Origin of the sequence: Sphingomonas sp. HITSZ_GF, assembly GCF_029543155.1 — a bacterium.
Classification (GTDB): domain Bacteria; phylum Pseudomonadota; class Alphaproteobacteria; order Sphingomonadales; family Sphingomonadaceae; genus Sphingomonas.
Genome location: NZ_JARQXA010000004.1, coordinates 115881 through 130882 on the forward strand (window position 1 = coordinate 115881; position 15002 = coordinate 130882).

The 15002-nt window shown below is 67.9% G+C and carries 17 protein-coding genes and 1 tRNA gene; 7 read left to right on the top strand and 11 right to left on the bottom strand.

What is annotated here, in order from left to right; all coding sequences use genetic code 11:
• Window positions 1–138 precede the first annotated feature (138 nt).
• Window positions 139–606, top strand: a complete 468-nt coding sequence (locus P6144_RS12240; RefSeq protein WP_277768050.1) for an Lrp/AsnC family transcriptional regulator — start codon at window positions 139–141, stop codon at window positions 604–606.
• Between the two features lie 35 nt (window positions 607–641).
• On the opposite strand, the gene P6144_RS12245 is transcribed toward P6144_RS12240, so the two are convergent.
• The 4 genes from P6144_RS12245 to P6144_RS12260 form a co-directional block, all read right to left on the bottom strand.
• Window positions 642–718: transfer RNA gene (locus tag P6144_RS12245), tRNA-Arg, on the bottom strand.
• A gap of 45 nt (window positions 719–763) precedes the next feature.
• Entirely contained in the window at window positions 764–1429 is a 666-nt protein-coding gene (gene nth / locus P6144_RS12250) for an endonuclease III (protein WP_277768051.1), read from the bottom strand.
• A complete protein-coding gene (dapB, locus tag P6144_RS12255) occupies window positions 1426–2154 on the bottom strand; it encodes a 4-hydroxy-tetrahydrodipicolinate reductase (protein WP_277768052.1) in 729 nt (242 codons plus the stop codon). The genes nth and dapB overlap by 4 nt, the downstream gene beginning before the upstream one ends.
• A 41-nt stretch (window positions 2155–2195) precedes the next feature.
• On the bottom strand, window positions 2196–2552 hold the full coding sequence (locus P6144_RS12260; RefSeq protein WP_277768053.1) for a hypothetical protein: 357 nt from the start codon (window positions 2550–2552) through the stop codon (window positions 2196–2198).
• A 57-nt stretch (window positions 2553–2609) separates the two neighbouring features.
• Between P6144_RS12260 and P6144_RS12265 the strand changes: the two genes are divergently transcribed.
• The gene (locus P6144_RS12265) at window positions 2610–3317 is read left to right on the top strand and encodes an NAD-dependent deacylase (RefSeq protein WP_277768054.1); all 708 of its coding nucleotides are present in this window, start codon (window positions 2610–2612) and stop codon (window positions 3315–3317) included.
• A gap of 247 nt (window positions 3318–3564) precedes the next feature.
• Window positions 3565–3882 carry an antibiotic biosynthesis monooxygenase gene (locus P6144_RS12270; RefSeq protein WP_277768055.1) on the top strand — a complete coding sequence of 106 codons (318 nt, stop codon included), beginning with the start codon at window positions 3565–3567 and terminating at the stop codon, window positions 3880–3882.
• A 6-nt stretch (window positions 3883–3888) separates the two neighbouring features.
• Here the strand turns inward: P6144_RS12270 and P6144_RS12275 are convergent, their stop codons facing one another.
• The 5 genes from P6144_RS12275 to lepB form a co-directional block, all read right to left on the bottom strand.
• A complete protein-coding gene (locus tag P6144_RS12275) occupies window positions 3889–4860 on the bottom strand; it encodes a nitrilase-related carbon-nitrogen hydrolase (RefSeq protein WP_277768056.1) in 972 nt (323 codons plus the stop codon).
• Window positions 4857–5765 carry a GTPase Era gene (gene era, locus P6144_RS12280; RefSeq protein ID WP_277768057.1) on the bottom strand — a complete coding sequence of 303 codons (909 nt, stop codon included), beginning with the start codon at window positions 5763–5765 and terminating at the stop codon, window positions 4857–4859. The genes P6144_RS12275 and era overlap by 4 nt, the downstream gene beginning before the upstream one ends.
• Window positions 5762–6097 carry a GIY-YIG nuclease family protein gene (locus tag P6144_RS12285; RefSeq protein WP_277768058.1) on the bottom strand — a complete coding sequence of 112 codons (336 nt, stop codon included), beginning with the start codon at window positions 6095–6097 and terminating at the stop codon, window positions 5762–5764. Before P6144_RS12285 ends, era begins: the two co-directional genes overlap by 4 nt.
• 67 nt (window positions 6098–6164) lie before the next feature.
• On the bottom strand, window positions 6165–6821 hold the full coding sequence (rnc, locus tag P6144_RS12290; RefSeq protein ID WP_277768407.1) for a ribonuclease III: 657 nt from the start codon (window positions 6819–6821) through the stop codon (window positions 6165–6167).
• Window positions 6822–6832: 11 nt separating this feature from the next.
• The gene (gene lepB, locus P6144_RS12295) at window positions 6833–7687 is read right to left on the bottom strand and encodes a signal peptidase I (RefSeq protein ID WP_277768059.1); all 855 of its coding nucleotides are present in this window, start codon (window positions 7685–7687) and stop codon (window positions 6833–6835) included.
• 105 nt (window positions 7688–7792) lie between these two features.
• On the opposite strand from lepB, the gene pgi reads away from it, so the two are divergent.
• From pgi to gorA, 3 genes are all read left to right on the top strand, one after another.
• On the top strand, window positions 7793–9286 hold the full coding sequence (gene pgi / locus P6144_RS12300; RefSeq protein ID WP_277768060.1) for a glucose-6-phosphate isomerase: 1494 nt from the start codon (window positions 7793–7795) through the stop codon (window positions 9284–9286).
• Complete coding sequence (locus P6144_RS12305) at window positions 9283–9585, top strand: alkylphosphonate utilization protein (RefSeq protein ID WP_277768061.1); 303 nt, start codon at window positions 9283–9285, stop codon at window positions 9583–9585. Before pgi ends, P6144_RS12305 begins: the two co-directional genes overlap by 4 nt.
• A 206-nt stretch (window positions 9586–9791) precedes the next feature.
• The gene (gorA, locus tag P6144_RS12310; RefSeq protein ID WP_277768062.1) at window positions 9792–11138 is read left to right on the top strand and encodes a glutathione-disulfide reductase; all 1347 of its coding nucleotides are present in this window, start codon (window positions 9792–9794) and stop codon (window positions 11136–11138) included.
• Window positions 11139–11222: 84 nt separating this feature from the next.
• Here the strand turns inward: gorA and P6144_RS12315 are convergent, their stop codons facing one another.
• Together P6144_RS12315 and P6144_RS12320 are read right to left on the bottom strand one after the other, a co-directional pair.
• Window positions 11223–12314, bottom strand: coding sequence for an AbrB family transcriptional regulator (locus P6144_RS12315; RefSeq protein ID WP_277768063.1), 1092 nt, complete (start codon window positions 12312–12314; stop codon window positions 11223–11225).
• The gene (locus P6144_RS12320; protein ID WP_277768064.1) at window positions 12311–13579 is read right to left on the bottom strand and encodes a dicarboxylate/amino acid:cation symporter; all 1269 of its coding nucleotides are present in this window, start codon (window positions 13577–13579) and stop codon (window positions 12311–12313) included. The genes P6144_RS12315 and P6144_RS12320 overlap by 4 nt, the downstream gene beginning before the upstream one ends.
• Window positions 13580–13651: 72 nt before the next feature.
• Here P6144_RS12320 and glmM point away from each other — a divergent pair, with 72 nt between their 5' ends.
• A complete protein-coding gene (gene glmM / locus P6144_RS12325) occupies window positions 13652–14992 on the top strand; it encodes a phosphoglucosamine mutase (protein ID WP_277768065.1) in 1341 nt (446 codons plus the stop codon).
• Window positions 14993–15002: the final 10 nt, after the last annotated feature.

Genomic DNA, 15002 nt, shown 5'->3' on the forward strand with positions numbered 1-15002 from the left:
TCGTGACAGAAATGTTATACCGAATGCCGGCTAGCAAGTCTCACCAAAATGGTCCTAATATTCACGCCTGGGTTGGTGCAAACGCGTAGGGGTCTGTCCCGAAGGTGACGCGTTTGAACTATTGTGGGACGGCGGCACATGCTCGATTCAAGCCTCGATTCGTATGATCGCCGAATCCTTGCCCGACTCGCCAAGGATGGCCGGATCAGCTGGCGCGACCTGGCCGAAGAGATCGGCCTGACGCTGACGCCGACGCTGCGCCGTGTCCGCCGGCTGGAGGCTGATGGCTATATCGAGGGATTCGAAGCGCGGCTGAACGAGCAGCGGCTGGTGGGTGGAATGAGCGTGTTCATCTCGATTTCGCTCGACAACCAGACCAGCGAGAAGCTGGAAGCGTTCGACGAGGCGATCGTCGGCATGCCCGAAGTGATGGAATGCTTCCTGATGACCGGCGACGCCGACTATCTCGTCCGCGTCGCGGTGCGCGACCTCGAACATTATCAGCGCATCATCCAGGCGCTGACCCGGCTGCCCGGGATCAACCACATCAAGTCGAGCTTCGCGGTGCGCCCGGTGATCCAGCGCCGCTCCCCCAGCGTCCTGTGACGCAGAAGGCCGGTTGGCGCTATCGGAGGGGAAACTGGCGCACCCGACAGGATTCGAACCTGTGGCCTCTGCCTTCGGAGGGCAGCGCTCTATCCAGCTGAGCTACGGGTGCCTGGAACAGGGCGCCTAGCAAAGCCTTTGCGGCGGCGCCAGTCCCTCAATGCGCGAGCGCCGCCTTCGGCTTTTTGGGTGCGGGGGTCTTGGGCTTGTAGGGGCAGAGATCCTCGACCACGCAGCGCCAGCATTCGGGAGTGCGCGCCTTGCAGGTGTAGCGGCCGTGCAGGATCAGCCAGTGATGCGCGTGCAGGCGAAAAGGCTGGGGGACGACCTTCTCCAGCGTCTTCTCCACCGCGAGCACGGTCTTGCCCGGCGCCAGCCTGGTGCGGTTGCCGACGCGGAAGATATGCGTGTCGACCGCGAAGGTCTCCGCCCCGAACGCGGTGTTCATCACCACGTTCGCGGTCTTGCGCCCCACCCCGGGCAGCGCCTCGAGTGCGTCGCGGTCGGCCGGCACCTGCCCGCCATGCTCGGCGATCAGCGCCTCGGAAAGGGCGATGACGTTCTTCGCCTTGGTGTTGAACAGCCCGATCGTCTTGATGTGCTGCTTGAGCCCGTCCTCGCCGAGCGCGACCATCTTGGCGGGGGTGTCGACTTCGCGGAACAGCGCGCGGGTCGCCTTGTTCACCCCGGCATCGGTCGCCTGGGCGGAGAGCACCACCGCGACGAGCAGCGTATAGTCGTTGACATATTCGAGCTCGGTCTCGGGATGCGGATTGTCCGCCGCCAGCCGCGCGAAGAACTCGAAAACGTCTGCCTTCTTCACCCGCCGAGCACCTGGTCCATCGTGTAGCGGCCGGCCGGCTTGCCCGCGAGCCACAGCGCCGCCTTCACCGCACCGCGCGCGAAGATCGCGCGATCGTCGGCGCGGTGGGTGAGCTCGAGCCGCTCGCCCGGCGTCGCGAACACGACGGTGTGATCGCCGACCACCGAGCCGCCGCGCAGGCTGGCCAGGCCGATCGTGCCGCTGCACCGGGCGCCGACAGTGCCGGCGCGGTCGGTCACCTCGGCTTCGGCGAGCGTGGTGCCCATGCCGGCGGCGGCGGCATGGCCGAGCATCAGCGCGGTGCCCGAAGGCGCATCGACCTTGTGGCGATGGTGCATCTCGACGATCTCGACGTCCCAGTCGGCCCCGAGCTGCGCCGCCGCCTCGCGCACCAGCCGCTGGAGCAGGCCGATGCCGAGCGAGGTATTGCCGGTCTGCAGCACCGCGATCTCGCGCGCGGCATCGTCGATCAGCGCGTGATGCTGGGGCGAAAGGCCGGTGGTGCCCACCACGATCGGCTTCTTCGCCGCGCGCGCCGCCGCCAGATGGGCCTCGAGCGCCTGGGGCGCGGAAAAGTCGATCAGCACATCGGCGCCGGCGGCCAGCGCCGCGGGATCGTCCTTGGCATCGGCGCCGCCGGCGAGCTGCGCGTTCATCTCCGGCGCTGCCGCCGCGATCGCCTGCCCCATCCGGCCGAGGCTGCCGTAAATGCCGATGCTGGTCATGCACGCTCCTCTGGCACAGGCCGGGACGAAGCGCGACAGGCTTATTTCGCGTCGCTGTCGACCTTCTTCGGCTTCTTGCCGAGCGGGATCGAGAGGTTGACCATCGGCGCGACCGAGGTGGCGCCGGGCAGGTCGCGCTGCACCAGGGTTACATTGCCGCTGCCGCCGCCGGGCAGGCGAAACGCAGGGCGCAGCGGCTTTTCGGCCCAGCGCGCCTCGTCGAGCGTGGGAAGGCGGCTGCCGTTTGCGGTGCCGCACACGGTGATCGTGTCGCCGCCACCGGTCCGGCACGGGCGCTTCGGCACCATCGCGGCATCGCCCGCCTCGTCGGGGCTCGGGAAGACCGGGGCGCGATCCTGCGCGGCGAGGGCGACGAGGAGGAAGAGGGCGGCGAGCATGGGCGCGAGTGAACGCTGGATTTGCGGCAGGGTTGGGGCGGGCAGTATGGCAGGTACATGCGCGAGATCCACAACATCGTCATCCTCACCGGCGCCGGGCTTTCGGCGGAGAGCGGCATCGCCACCTTCCGGGGCCCGGGCGGGCTATGGGAGGGGCACCGGGTCGAGGATGTCTGCACGCCGCAGGCGCTCGCGCACCATCCCGAGCTGGTCCACCGCTTCTATGATGCGCGGCGGGCGAAGCTGGCCGAGGTGACGCCCAATCCGGCGCATGTCGCGCTCGCCCGGCTCGACGCCGAATGGCCGGGGCAGCTGCTGATCGTCACCCAGAATGTCGACGACCTGCACGAGCGCGCCGGGGCGAAGCGGCTGCTCCACATGCATGGCGAGCTGAAGTCGGCTTTGTGCGCGGCGTGCGGCGACGGCACCGAATGGGAAGGCGATCTGCCACCCGGGACCGAATGCCCGAATTGCGGCACCCCGGCGCTGCGCCCCGACATCGTGTTCTTCGGCGAGATGCCGTACCACATGGAAGTGATCGAGGCGGCGCTGGCCGATGCCGACCTGTTCGTCTCGATCGGCACTTCGGGGGCGGTCTATCCGGCGGCCGGGTTCGTCCAGACCGCGCGCTATCACGGCGCGCAGACACTCGAGCTGAACCTCGATCCGAGCGCGGGCAGCCACTGGTTCGGCGAGAGCCGGATGGGGCCGGCCGGGGTGCTGGTGCCCGAATGGGTGGAGTCCCTTCTTTCCGGAAAAGGCTGATCCCCGGCTTTCGCCGGGGAACCAAGAAAGAAACGGGGCGATGCTTGCCGCGCGCGCCGGCGGCGCCTATCCTGTATCCGTCGAAAAGGACCTGAGCGGCATCGGTAAGCCCGCCCCCTCGCTTGCGAGGCTCCGTGTCGCGCTCCCGCGAACCCGCGACAAGCAACCGGCGCGTGCCGCCGGGGCTTGGCGCGCGTCCGTCCCGACCAATCCCCGCCGGCGCGTGCCCCGACAAGGAGCGATGCATATGCCGATCATCACTGCCAATCCCGACATCGTCACCCAGATCAACGTCTTCACCGTGCCCGCGGGCGGGCAGGATGCGATGATCGCCTATCTCCAGGAAGCCGCCATGGCGGCACGCGAAGTCGAAGGCTGGCTCTCCGCCAGCCTGCATTGCAGCCTCGATGGCACGCGGGTGGTCAACTATGCCCAGAGCGAGAACGCCGATGCGGCGCGCCGCGTGTTCGCGCATCTCAACGCCAAGGGGCTGATCGAGGGCAACAAGCGCTTTGGCGAGGCGCATCCCGGGCTCTACCGGGTCGCCTTCACGCTGGAGAAATAGCGCGGCTCAGGCCGCCGCGCTCGCGTCCTTCTCGACGATGCCGGCGCGGGCGCGGCGGTCGACACTCAGCTCGAACACATCGTGCCGCGCCTGGGCGCCGTCGACGTCCATCGTCGCCAGCCCGCGGCCGACTTCGTCGAGGTCGAGATCGGCCATCAATATCTCGGGCGCGGTGCCGGCCTGGGCGATGACCACGCCGTCGGGGGCGATGATCGCGCTGTGGCCGTGCTGGAGCTGCCCTTCGGGCAGGCGATCGAGCAGCTTGCGTGCCGAACCGTCGCCGCCGGCGCGCTCATAGCCGGCGATCACTTCCTGCTTGTACTGGATGCTGCCCGCCGCGAGCACGAAGGCGCGGCCTTCATAGGCATAATGCGCCGAGGCGAGCATCGCGATGTCGTTGACTTCGTTCCAGGCGGCGACGTGCACCGTCTCGCCTTCGTGGTGCATCGCCGCGCGGGCGAGCGGCATCCAGTGCTCGGTCGAGGCGAGCTGGCCGATCCGGCCCCATTTCGCGTCGTGCAGCCCCAGCGTCGATCCGTCGCCCTGGCCGAGCATCAGCTTCTCGGCAGGCGAGAGGATCAGCTTGCGGTGGCGCAGCAGCGGCGCCTTGGGGCGGAACAGGAACTGGGTGGCATAGAGGCTCTGACGGACGCGCTCATAGCCGCCGATCGAGACCACGACATCGGCGATGTCCACCGTCCATTGCAGCGGCTGGAAGCGCGGATCGTCGCCGCGGAACGCCTGGTCGAGCAGCAGCGCGTGCAGCTCGCGCGTGCCGGGATGGTCCCACAGCCGGGCCGGGGCGATCTGTTCGAGCCAGGCGGGATAGCCGCCGAGGAACCCCTCGCCAAAGGCGACGACGCGCGCGCCCTTCTCGATTGCCTCGCGCGCCTTGGCGATGGCCTTTTCCAGGCCGGCATCCACGGCGAGCGGAACCGGCGAATCCTGTACGATGGCAGTCTTGAGCTTCTTCGTCACTCGACCCAGTCCAACCCGATCTCGCGATATAGCGAGCGGTCTTCCTGCCACTCCGGCCTTACCTTCACGTGAAGATAGAGATGCACCTTCACGCCCATGATGCGCGAAAGCTCGGCGCGGGCGCGGGCACCGATCTCCTTGATGCGGCTGCCGCCCTTGCCGAGCACGATCGCGCGCTGGGTCTCGCGCTCGACCAGGATCTGCTGGTGGATCTCGACCGAGCCGTCCTCGCGCTCGCTGTACTTCTCGGTGTCGACCGCGCTGGCATAGGGCAGCTCGGCATGGAGCTGGAGATAGAGCTGCTCGCGGGTGACTTCGGCGGCGACCATCCGGTCGGTCGCGTCGCTCACCTGGTCCTCGGGGAAGTGCCAGGGCTCCTGCGGCATCGCATCGGCGAGCGCCTTTTTGAGCTCGGGCACGCCGTCGCCGGTCTGGGCGGAGACGAAATAGGTTTCGTCGAAGGGCAGCAGCTCGTTGAGCTTGGCGGCGTGGCCGAGCAGCTTGGGCTTGTCGGCGATATCGACCTTGTTGAGGATCAGGATCTTGCGCTCGCGGCGCCCGGCGAGGCTCTCGATCACCGTCTGCACCTTGGGGCCGATGCCGCCCTTGCCGTCGACCACCAGCGCGATCAGGTCCGCCCCCTCGGCGCCTTCCCAGGCGGCGGCGACCATCGCCCGGTCGAGCCGGCGCTCGGGGGTGAAGATGCCCGGCGTGTCGACCAGGATCAGCTGCGCGTCGCCCTCGATCGCGATGCCCATCACCCGGGCGCGCGTCGTCTGCGCCTTGGGGCTGACGATCGCGACCTTCTGGCCGACCAGCTGATTGACCAGCGTCGACTTGCCGGCGTTCGGAGCGCCGACGATGGCGATCAGGCCGCAGCGCTGGGTGGGAATATTCTCGGTCATTCGCTTCCTATTAAATCCGTTCGCCCTGAGCTTGTCGAAGGGCGGTTATCGTCCTGGCGATTCCGTGCGAGTTCGGAAATACGCTTCCAATCCCCGGCAATCAGCGCTTCTTTCTTCGCCCGGCTCCAGCCCTTGATTTGCCGCTCCGCAGCCAAGGCCTCGTACCGCGTATCGAACGCCTCGCTCCAAACCAGCTCAACCGGGCGGCGCCTGTGCGTATAGCATGGAAGCGTGCCGCGCTGATGCTGGGCCAGTCGCACTTCCAAGTCTTCGGTATGCCCCGTGTAGTAGCTGCCGTCCCGGCAACGCAACATATAGGCATAGAAGCTCATCTGCCCGTGCTTGCGGTGAGGTGCCCTTCGACAAGCTCAGGGCGAACGGGGTTGAGGAACGTCCTATTCACTTCTTCAGCTTTTCGAGCAGCGCCGCCGCGGCCGCGGTCTCGGCTTCCTGCTTGCTGGTGCCTTCCGCGCTGGCATCGGCGAAGGTGCCGATCGACACCTTCACGGTGAAGCGCGGGGCGTGGTTGGGGCCCGAGCGGTCGGTCACTTCATATTCGGGGGCGCGGCGGTTGTTGGCGGCGGCCCATTCCTGCAGCGCCGATTTCGGGTGCTTGGGCGCGCTGGCATGCGCGTCGATATGCTTCGCCCAGGCCTTGCGGACGAAGTCGCGCGCCGGAGCGAAGCCGAATTCGAGATAGAGCGCGCCGATCAGCGCCTCCATCGCGTCACCCAGCACATTGTCGCTGTCCGCGGCGCCGTCGCCGCGTGCCTGCTTGCCGAGCTTGAGCAGCGGCGGCACGCCGACTTCGCGTGCCACGTCGGCGCACATCGGGCCGGTGACCAGCGCGTTCAGCCGGCGCGACAGCGCGCCTTCGGGCTCGGCGGGGAAGCGCTCGTACAGCCATTCGGCGATGGCCAGGCCGAGCACCCGGTCGCCCAGGAATTCCAGCCGCTCGTAATTCTCGGCGGCCTGGCTGCCGTGCGTCAGCGCGCGCGCATAGGGCGCCAAATCTGCCGGCGTCTGACCGAAGGTCTTAGCTATCCATCCCCCCAGATCGGGGGCGCTCAAAAGCCTTCCCCGATGCGGCTCCAGCGCGCGGCGGTGAACCAGGTCCAGGGCAGCAGCCAACTCGCGCTGCCGTCGGTCGACCAGAAGCTGAGCACTGCCTTGCCCTCGATATTCTCCATCGGGACATAGGAGATGCCCTGGTTCTCGGGCGGCTGGGCGAAGCGGCTGTCGGTCGAATTGTCGCGGTTGTCGCCCATCAGGAAGACATGGCCGGCGGGCACGGTGAAGACTTCGGTATTGTCCTGCGGGGTCAGGCCCTGGTCGAGGACGTTATAGGTCTTGCCGTTCGGCAGCGTCTCGCGGAACTGCGGGATCTTGCACACCGGGTTGCCCTTGGCGTCGATCGCCTGGAACAGCGTGTTGCACTCGCGCACGTTCGGCGTGATCGGCAGCTCGAGATCGGCGATGCGCTGCTTGGGGATCGCCTTGCCGTTGAGCACCAGCTGGCCGTTGACCATCTGGATGCTGTCGCCCGGCAGGCCGATCACGCGCTTGATCCAGTCCTCGCCATTATGGCCCGGCGCCTTGAACACCACCACGTCGCCGCGCGTCGGCGTGCCGGCGAAGATGCGGCCGGGGATCAGCGGCATGCTCCAGGGCAGCGAGTGCTTGGAATAGCCGTAGTTCCACTTGGTGATGAACAGATAGTCGCCGACCAGCAGCCGCGGCATCATCGATTCCGACGGGATCGAGAAGGGCGAGAAGATGAAGCTGCGCACGACGAAGACGATCAGCGCCAGCTTGACGAGGAAGACGCCAAGCTCCTTCCACTCGTTCTTGGGCTTTTCCTCGGTCACCACGGCGGCGGGAGCGGGGGTCTCGTCGAGGGAATCGGCGGGGGTGTTTTCCATGGGCGCATGCTCTGCTTGGGGCGGGCGGTGAGGTCAAGCCGATGAATGGAGTGGCGGCGGCGAAGTTGGGACGATAGGGGCTGGCTTGTTCCAAAGGAGATGAACATGGCCTTGCCCGATTGGTCCGCCGTAAAGTCGCTCGAAGCCCCGACGCTGGCCGAGCTGTTCGCGCGCGATTCCGATCGGGTCGCGTCGCTCTCCGTCGATGTCGCCGGCGTGCACTTCGACTGGTCGAAGACGCATCTCACGCCCGAGCTGATTTCGGCCTTCTCGAAGATCGCGGCGGACATGGGGCTGGTCGCCAAGCGCGACGCGCTGTTCGCCGGCGAGAAGATCAACGTGACCGAGGGCCGCGCCGTCGAGCATAGCGCCGAGCGCGGCGAGGGCTCGCCCGACAGCGTCAGCCGCGCCCAGGCCTATCATGCCCGGATGCGCGCGCTGATCGATGCGATCGAGGCCGAGGCGTTCGGCCCGATCCGCAGCATCATCCATATCGGCATCGGCGGTTCGGCGCTGGGCCCGGACCTGCTGGTCGATGCGCTCGGCCGCGATGCCGATCGCTACGAGGTCGCGGTGGTCTCGAACGTCGACGGTGTCGCGCTGGAAACCGCGCTCGACCGCTTCGACCCCAAGACCACGCTGATCGCGATCGCGTCGAAGACCTTCACCACCACCGAGACGATGCTCAACGCCGAGAGCGCGATCTCGTGGCTGATGCAGGGCGGCGTCGCCGATCCGTACGGCCAGCTCGTCGCGCTCACCGCCGCGCCCGAAAAGGCGATCGCCTTCGGCATCGACGAGACGCGCGTGCTGCCCTTCGCCGAATCCGTCGGCGGGCGCTATTCGCTCTGGTCGTCGATCGGCTTCCCCGCGGCGCTGGCGCTCGGCTGGGAAGCGTTCGAGGAGCTGCTCGAAGGCGCCGCCGAGATGGACCGCCATTTCCGCCTCGCTCCGTTCGAGGCCAATGCCCCCGTGCTCGCGGCGTTCGCCGACCTCTATTACACCCAGGTCCGCGGCTGCGAGACGCGCGCCACCTTCGCCTATGACGAGCGGCTCGGGCTGCTGCCGAGCTACCTCCAGCAGCTCGAGATGGAATCGAACGGCAAGCGCGTGACCGCTTCGGGCGAGCCGGTGACCTGGCCCACCGCGCCGATCACCTGGGGCGGGGTTGGCACCGATGCGCAGCATGCGGTGTTCCAGCTGCTCCACCAGGGCACGCGGCTGGTGCCGCTCGAGTTCATCGGGTCGATCGAGCCGGGCGACGGCCTTGCCGAGGAGCATCACCGCCAGCTGCTGCTCAACATGTTCGCCCAGGGCGCGGCGCTGATGGCGGGGCGCAAGAATGACGATCTGGCGCGCGACTATCCGGGCGACCGCCCTTCGGCGACGCTGCTGCTCGACACGGTCGACCCGCGCACGCTCGGCGCGATCCTGGCCTTCTACGAACAGCGCACCTTCGTGAACGCGGTATTGCTCGGCATCAACGCGTTCGACCAGTTCGGCGTCGAACTGGGCAAGGAAATGGCCAAGGCGGCGGGCGCCGGCGGCCAGGACTTCGACGCATCGACCAACGACCTGATCGCGAGGGCATTCAAGTGAGCGACGACGACTATGTGTATGACGAGGCGAGCGGCGAGTGGATCCCGGCCGCCGAGGCTGCTGCCAAGGCCGGCGCAGCGGACATAGTCGAGGTGCGCGATTCGGTCGGCAACCTGCTCCAGGACGGCGACCAGGTCACGCTGATCAAGGACCTGACGGTGAAGGGCGCCGGGCAGACGCTCAAGCGCGGCACGCTGATCAAGTCGATCCGCCTGACCGGCGATGCGCAGGAAATCGACTGCAAATATGACGGCATCAAGGGCCTGGTGCTGCGCGCGGAATTCGTGCGGAAGCGGTAGCTATCAACCCAAGCGTCATCCCCGCGAATGCGGGGACCCATCTCGGGAACCATCCATACTCGCCGCGGCTGTGATTCGCGGACGGTTTGGGAGATGGGCCCCCGCTTTCGCGGGGGTGACGAAGGTCAGGAAGGCGACGGGTCGCATTGGCATCTGCGCTCCCCGGCCCTATCTCCCGCCGACGTAACGAGCGGAAGGAAGTGCCGGTGGCCGAATATGACTATGACCTCTTCGTCATCGGCGCCGGTTCGGGAGGCACGCGGGCCTCGCGCGTTTCGGCGGCCTATGGCGCGAAGGTCGCGGTGGCCGAGGAATATCGCATCGGCGGCACCTGCGTCATCCGCGGCTGCGTGCCCAAGAAGCTGCTCGTCTATGGCGCGCATTTCGCCGAGGATCTGAAGGACGCGCGCCGCTTCGGCTGGAACGTGCCCGAATGCGACTTCGACTGGGCGGTGCTGCGCGACAATGTGCTGGCCGATGTCGATCGCCTCAACGGGCTCTACACCCAGACGCTGCACAATAACGGCGTCGAGACCTTTCTCGAGCGCGCCACCGTCACCGGCCCGCACGAAGTGACGCTGGCGAGCGGGCGCAAGATCACCGCCAAATACATATTGATCGCCAGCGGCGCGCATCCGCACGTCCCCGATTTCCCGGGTGCCGAGCTGGGCATCACTTCGAACGAAGTCTTCCACCTCGACACGCTGCCGAAGCGCGTGCTGATCGCCGGCGGCGGCTATATCGCCAACGAGTTCGCCGGCATCTTCAACGAGTTCGGCAGCCATGTGACGATGGTCAACCGCACCGACGTGATCCTGCGCGGCTATGATCATTCGATGCGCGACCGGCTGCTGCAGATCTCGCTGATGAAGGGGATCGACTTCCGCTTCCATGCCGAGTTCGAGAAGATCGAGCAGCTCGACAGCGGCGCGTTCAAGGTCACGCTGACCAAGCACGAGCCGATCGAGGTCGATTGCGTCGTCTTCGCCACCGGCCGCGTGCCCAACACGGCAGGGCTGGGGCTCGAGGATGTCGGCGTGCAGCTCGATTCCAAGGGCGCGGTGGTCGTCGATGCCGACAACAAGTCGTCGGTCGAGTCGATCTATGCGGTAGGCGACGTCACTAACCGGGTACAGCTCACGCCCGTCGCGATCCGCGAGGGCCAGGCCTTTGCCGACACGATCTTCGGCGGCAAGCCGCACCAGGTCGATTACAACTGCATCCCTAGCGCGGTGTTCAGCCACCCGCCGATGGCCGGCGTCGGCATGACCGAGAGCGAGGCGCGCAACAAGCTGGGCTCGGTCGCAGTTTATACCGCCGACTTCCGCGCGATGAAGAACGTGCTCGCCGATCGCAACGAGCGTGCGCTTTACAAGATGATCTGTGACGGGGTGAGCGGCAAGGTCGTCGGCCTCCACATGATCGGCCCCGATGCGCCGGAGATCCTCCAGGCCGCCGCGGTGGCAGTGAAAGCGGGCCTCACCAAGGACGCGTTCGACCAGACCGTGGCCCTGCACCCGACCATGTCGGAAGAACTGGTTCTGATGAAATAGTAAGGTCCTCTCCCGGAGGGAGAGGGGGGGCGCCGCCGATAGGCGGTGGTGGAGAGGGAAAGCCACGAGCGATATCGCCTGTGGCTAGCCCCCTCCACCAGCCTGCGGCTGGTCCCCCTCCCCCTCCGGGGGAGGATTTTTATTGAACCGCCTCGCCGCAAACCTTGCCAGCGTCGGCCCCAGTGCCAGCACCGCGAGGAACCTGAGCGCCTGCATCGCCATCACGAAGGGCTGGTCGACCGGGACCGAGGTGGCGATGATCGCCACCGAATCGAGCCCGCCCGGACTTACCGCCAGATAGGCACTCACCGGGTCGATACCAGTGATCCGCGACAGCAGCAGCGAGAGCGCGGCGGAGAAGCCGATCAGTGCAAAGGTGGCGAGCAGCACGCGCGGCAACGCCTTGCGCGCCAGCGCCAGCGTCTCGCGGGTGAAAGCCAGGCCGATCCGCCAGCCGATCAGCGCATAGCTGATCGCCAGCACCGGCTCGGGCAGCGTCATGCGCACTATGCCGAGCGCATGAAGCGCGATCCCCACCGCCATCGGCGCCAGCAGCGCGCCGCCGGGAATGCGCAGCTTCAGGCCGATAAGGGCGCCGACCCCGGCCACCGCCAGTGTCGCCAGCGAGGGGATCAACGGTGCCGGCGCCAGCATCGTCACCAGCGCGTCACCGCGATGCGCGCCGAGCACCGCCGCGAGGATCGAGGCGGCGGCGGCGACGCAGACGACGCGGGTATAGGTCATGAACGCCACCAGCCGCGCATCGGCGCCAAAGGCATCGGCGATCACCACCATGGCGGAGGCGGCGCCGGGCATCGATCCCCAGATCGCGGTGCTGCCGGGCAGCACGCGCCAGCGGCTGAGCAGATAGCCGAGCAGGCTGCTCGCGCCGAGCGTCGCCGCCGTCACGCCCAGGAAGATCGGCCACTGCGTCACCACGCGCGAGAAAGTCGCGATGTCGAGCGTGCCGGCGATCAGGCAGCCGATCACTGCCTGCGCGCCGATGAAGAGGGGGCGGGACAGGCTGAGCCCGGCGCCGCGCGCGGAAAAGGCAATCGCCGCCAGCATCGGCCCGAGCAGCAGCCCGGCCGAAAGTCCGATCCACTCCAGGATCGCCGCACCCGCCGCCGAGGCGGCGAGCAGGCCAAGCCATGCCCCCGCCTTGCGCGCGCTCACGTATCGTGGGCGAGGATCGCGTCGGCCTCGTCGAGCGGCACCTTGCCGGCGCGGCGCGACAGCCAGGTCGTCGCCGCGATGTCCCAGGTGACGTTGCCGACGGTGCGCATGATGTCGGGCAGGGTCTCGACCGCGACGAGCAGGCCGAGCGGGCTCACCGGCGCGCCGATCGTCGCCGCCACCGGTGCGATCGCGCTGACATAGCTGACCGTGCCGGGCAGGCTGACCGAGCCGAGCGAGGTCAGCGTCGCGACGACCACGCCCACCGCCAGCGTGGCGGGGCTGAGCGGCACGCCGAACCATTCGGCGACATAGATGGCGACGGCGAAGTTCATCGCCGGGCCGGTCGCGCGGAAGATCGCGACGGCGAGCGGCAGGGTGACGCCCGATACGGCGACCGGCACGCCGAGCTTGCCGGTGCCCTCGATCATCACCGGCAGCGTCGCGAGCGAGCTCTGGGTGCTGAGCGCCACGGCCTGGCTGGGCAGCGCAGCGCGCGCATAGGCGCCCAGGCGCACGCGTCCGCCAAGCACCGCGACCGGATAGGCGAAGACGGTCACCGCCAGGCCGACGCCGGCGACGGTGAGGATATAGTGGATCAGCGCGCCGAACGCGCCGGTGCCGGCCTTGGCGCCGACGACGAGTGCGAGCGCGAACACGCCGACGGGGCCGACCCACAGCACCCAATCGATCACGACGAGCATGACGTCGCGTAGTGCCTTGAAGAAGTCGGTGAGCAGCCGCTGCGCCTCGCCGCCCACCCGCGTCATCGCGAAGGCGAAGATCAGCGAGAAGATGATCAGCGAGAGGAAGGCGTTCTCGGCGGCGGCCTTGACGATGTTGGCGGGCACGATTGCTGCCAGGAACTCGCCGATCGGCGGCACCGGGCCGATCTTCTCGGCGCCGGCGAGGGCGCTGCGCAGCGCCTGCGCCGATTCCTGTGGCAGCGGGGCGATGTGGAGGAACAGCGGAGTCAGGATCGCCGCGGCAAGCGCGGAAAGCGCGAGCACGATCACGTAGAGCGCGATGGCGCGGCCGGCGAGGCGGCCGGCCTGGGCGGCCTCGGCGGTGGCGGCGACGCCGGTGATCAGCAGCGCCACCACCAGCGGCACGATCGTCATCTGGAGGCCGTTGAGCCAGGCCTGGCCGATCGGCTGCGCCCAGTCGGCGGCAATCGTCGCGCCGGCCGGCGCCCAGGCGGCGAGCACCGCGCCCAGGATCAGCCCGGCGATCAGCGACAAGAGAATACGAGTTGGTTGCGACATGCTCGCCCTTTTGGAGTTTCCGCGCTAATCCGGTGGCGGTTGAGGACCTGCAAGGTCGCGAGAAAACGGCACATGGCAAGAAAATATTTCGGGACGGACGGAATCCGCGGCGCGACCAACCTGTCGCCGATGACCGCGGCGATGGCGATGAAGGTCGGCATGGCGGCCGGCGCGCACTTCCGACGGGGCGATCATCGCCACCGGGTGGTGATCGGCAAGGACACGCGGCTTTCGGGCTATATGCTCGAGAACGCGCTGGTCGCGGGCTTCACCAGCGTGGGCATGGACGTGGTGCTGGTCGGGCCGATGCCCACCCCGGCGGTGGCGATGCTCACCCATTCGATGCGCGCCGACATGGGCGTGATGATCTCGGCGAGCCACAATCCCTATGCCGATAACGGCATCAAGCTGTTCGGCCCCGACGGCTACAAGCTCTCCGACGAGGACGAGCTGGCGATCGAGGCGCTGATCGACGGCGAGGTGGCGCTCGCCGCCTCGGGCGATATCGGCCGGGCCCGCCGCGTCGAGGATGCGCGCGGCCGCTACATCCATTTCGCCAAGTCGACCTTCCCCGAGGACCTGACGCTCGACGGGCTCAAGATCGTCGTCGATTGCGCCAATGGTGCTGCCTATCAAGTCGCGCCTTCGGCTTTGTGGGAGCTCGGGGCCGAAGTGATCGCGATCGGGGTGAGCCCTAATGGCAAGAACATCAATGACGGCGTCGGCTCCACTGCGCCGCAGACGCTGTGCGAGACCGTGGTCGCCGCCGGCGCGCATATCGGCATCGCGCTCGACGGCGATGCCGACCGGCTGATCGTCGCCGACGAGACCGGCAAGGTGGTCGACGGCGACCAGCTGATGGCGACGATCGCCGGCGGCTGGGCACGCCAGGGCAAGCTAGCCGGGGGCGGGCTGGTCGCCACGGTGATGTCGAACCTCGGGCTCGAGCGGCACCTCTCGGCGCAGGGCCTCGGCCTGATCCGCACCGCGGTCGGCGATCGCTACGTGCTCGAGAAGATGCGCGCCTCGGGCTATAATGTCGGCGGCGAGCAATCGGGGCACATCATCCTCTCCGATTATGCCACCACCGGCGATGGCCTTGTCGCCGCGCTGCAGGTGCTCGCCGAGATCGTCCGCGCCGGCGCGCCGGCCAGCGAAGTGCTCCACCGCTTCGATCCGCTGCCCCAGCTGCTCAAGAATGTCCGCTTCAAGGGCGGCAAGCCGCTCGACGACCCGCGCGTCAAGGCAGTGATCGCCGATGCCGAGGCCGAGCTCGACGGCAAGGGCCGCCTCGTCATCCGCGCCTCGGGCACCGAGCCGGTGATCCGGGTGATGGCCGAAGGCGACGACAAGGCGCAGGTCGAGGCGGTGGTCGACCGCATCTGCGCCGTGGTGGCGGAGGTGGCGGCCTGATGCCAACAAC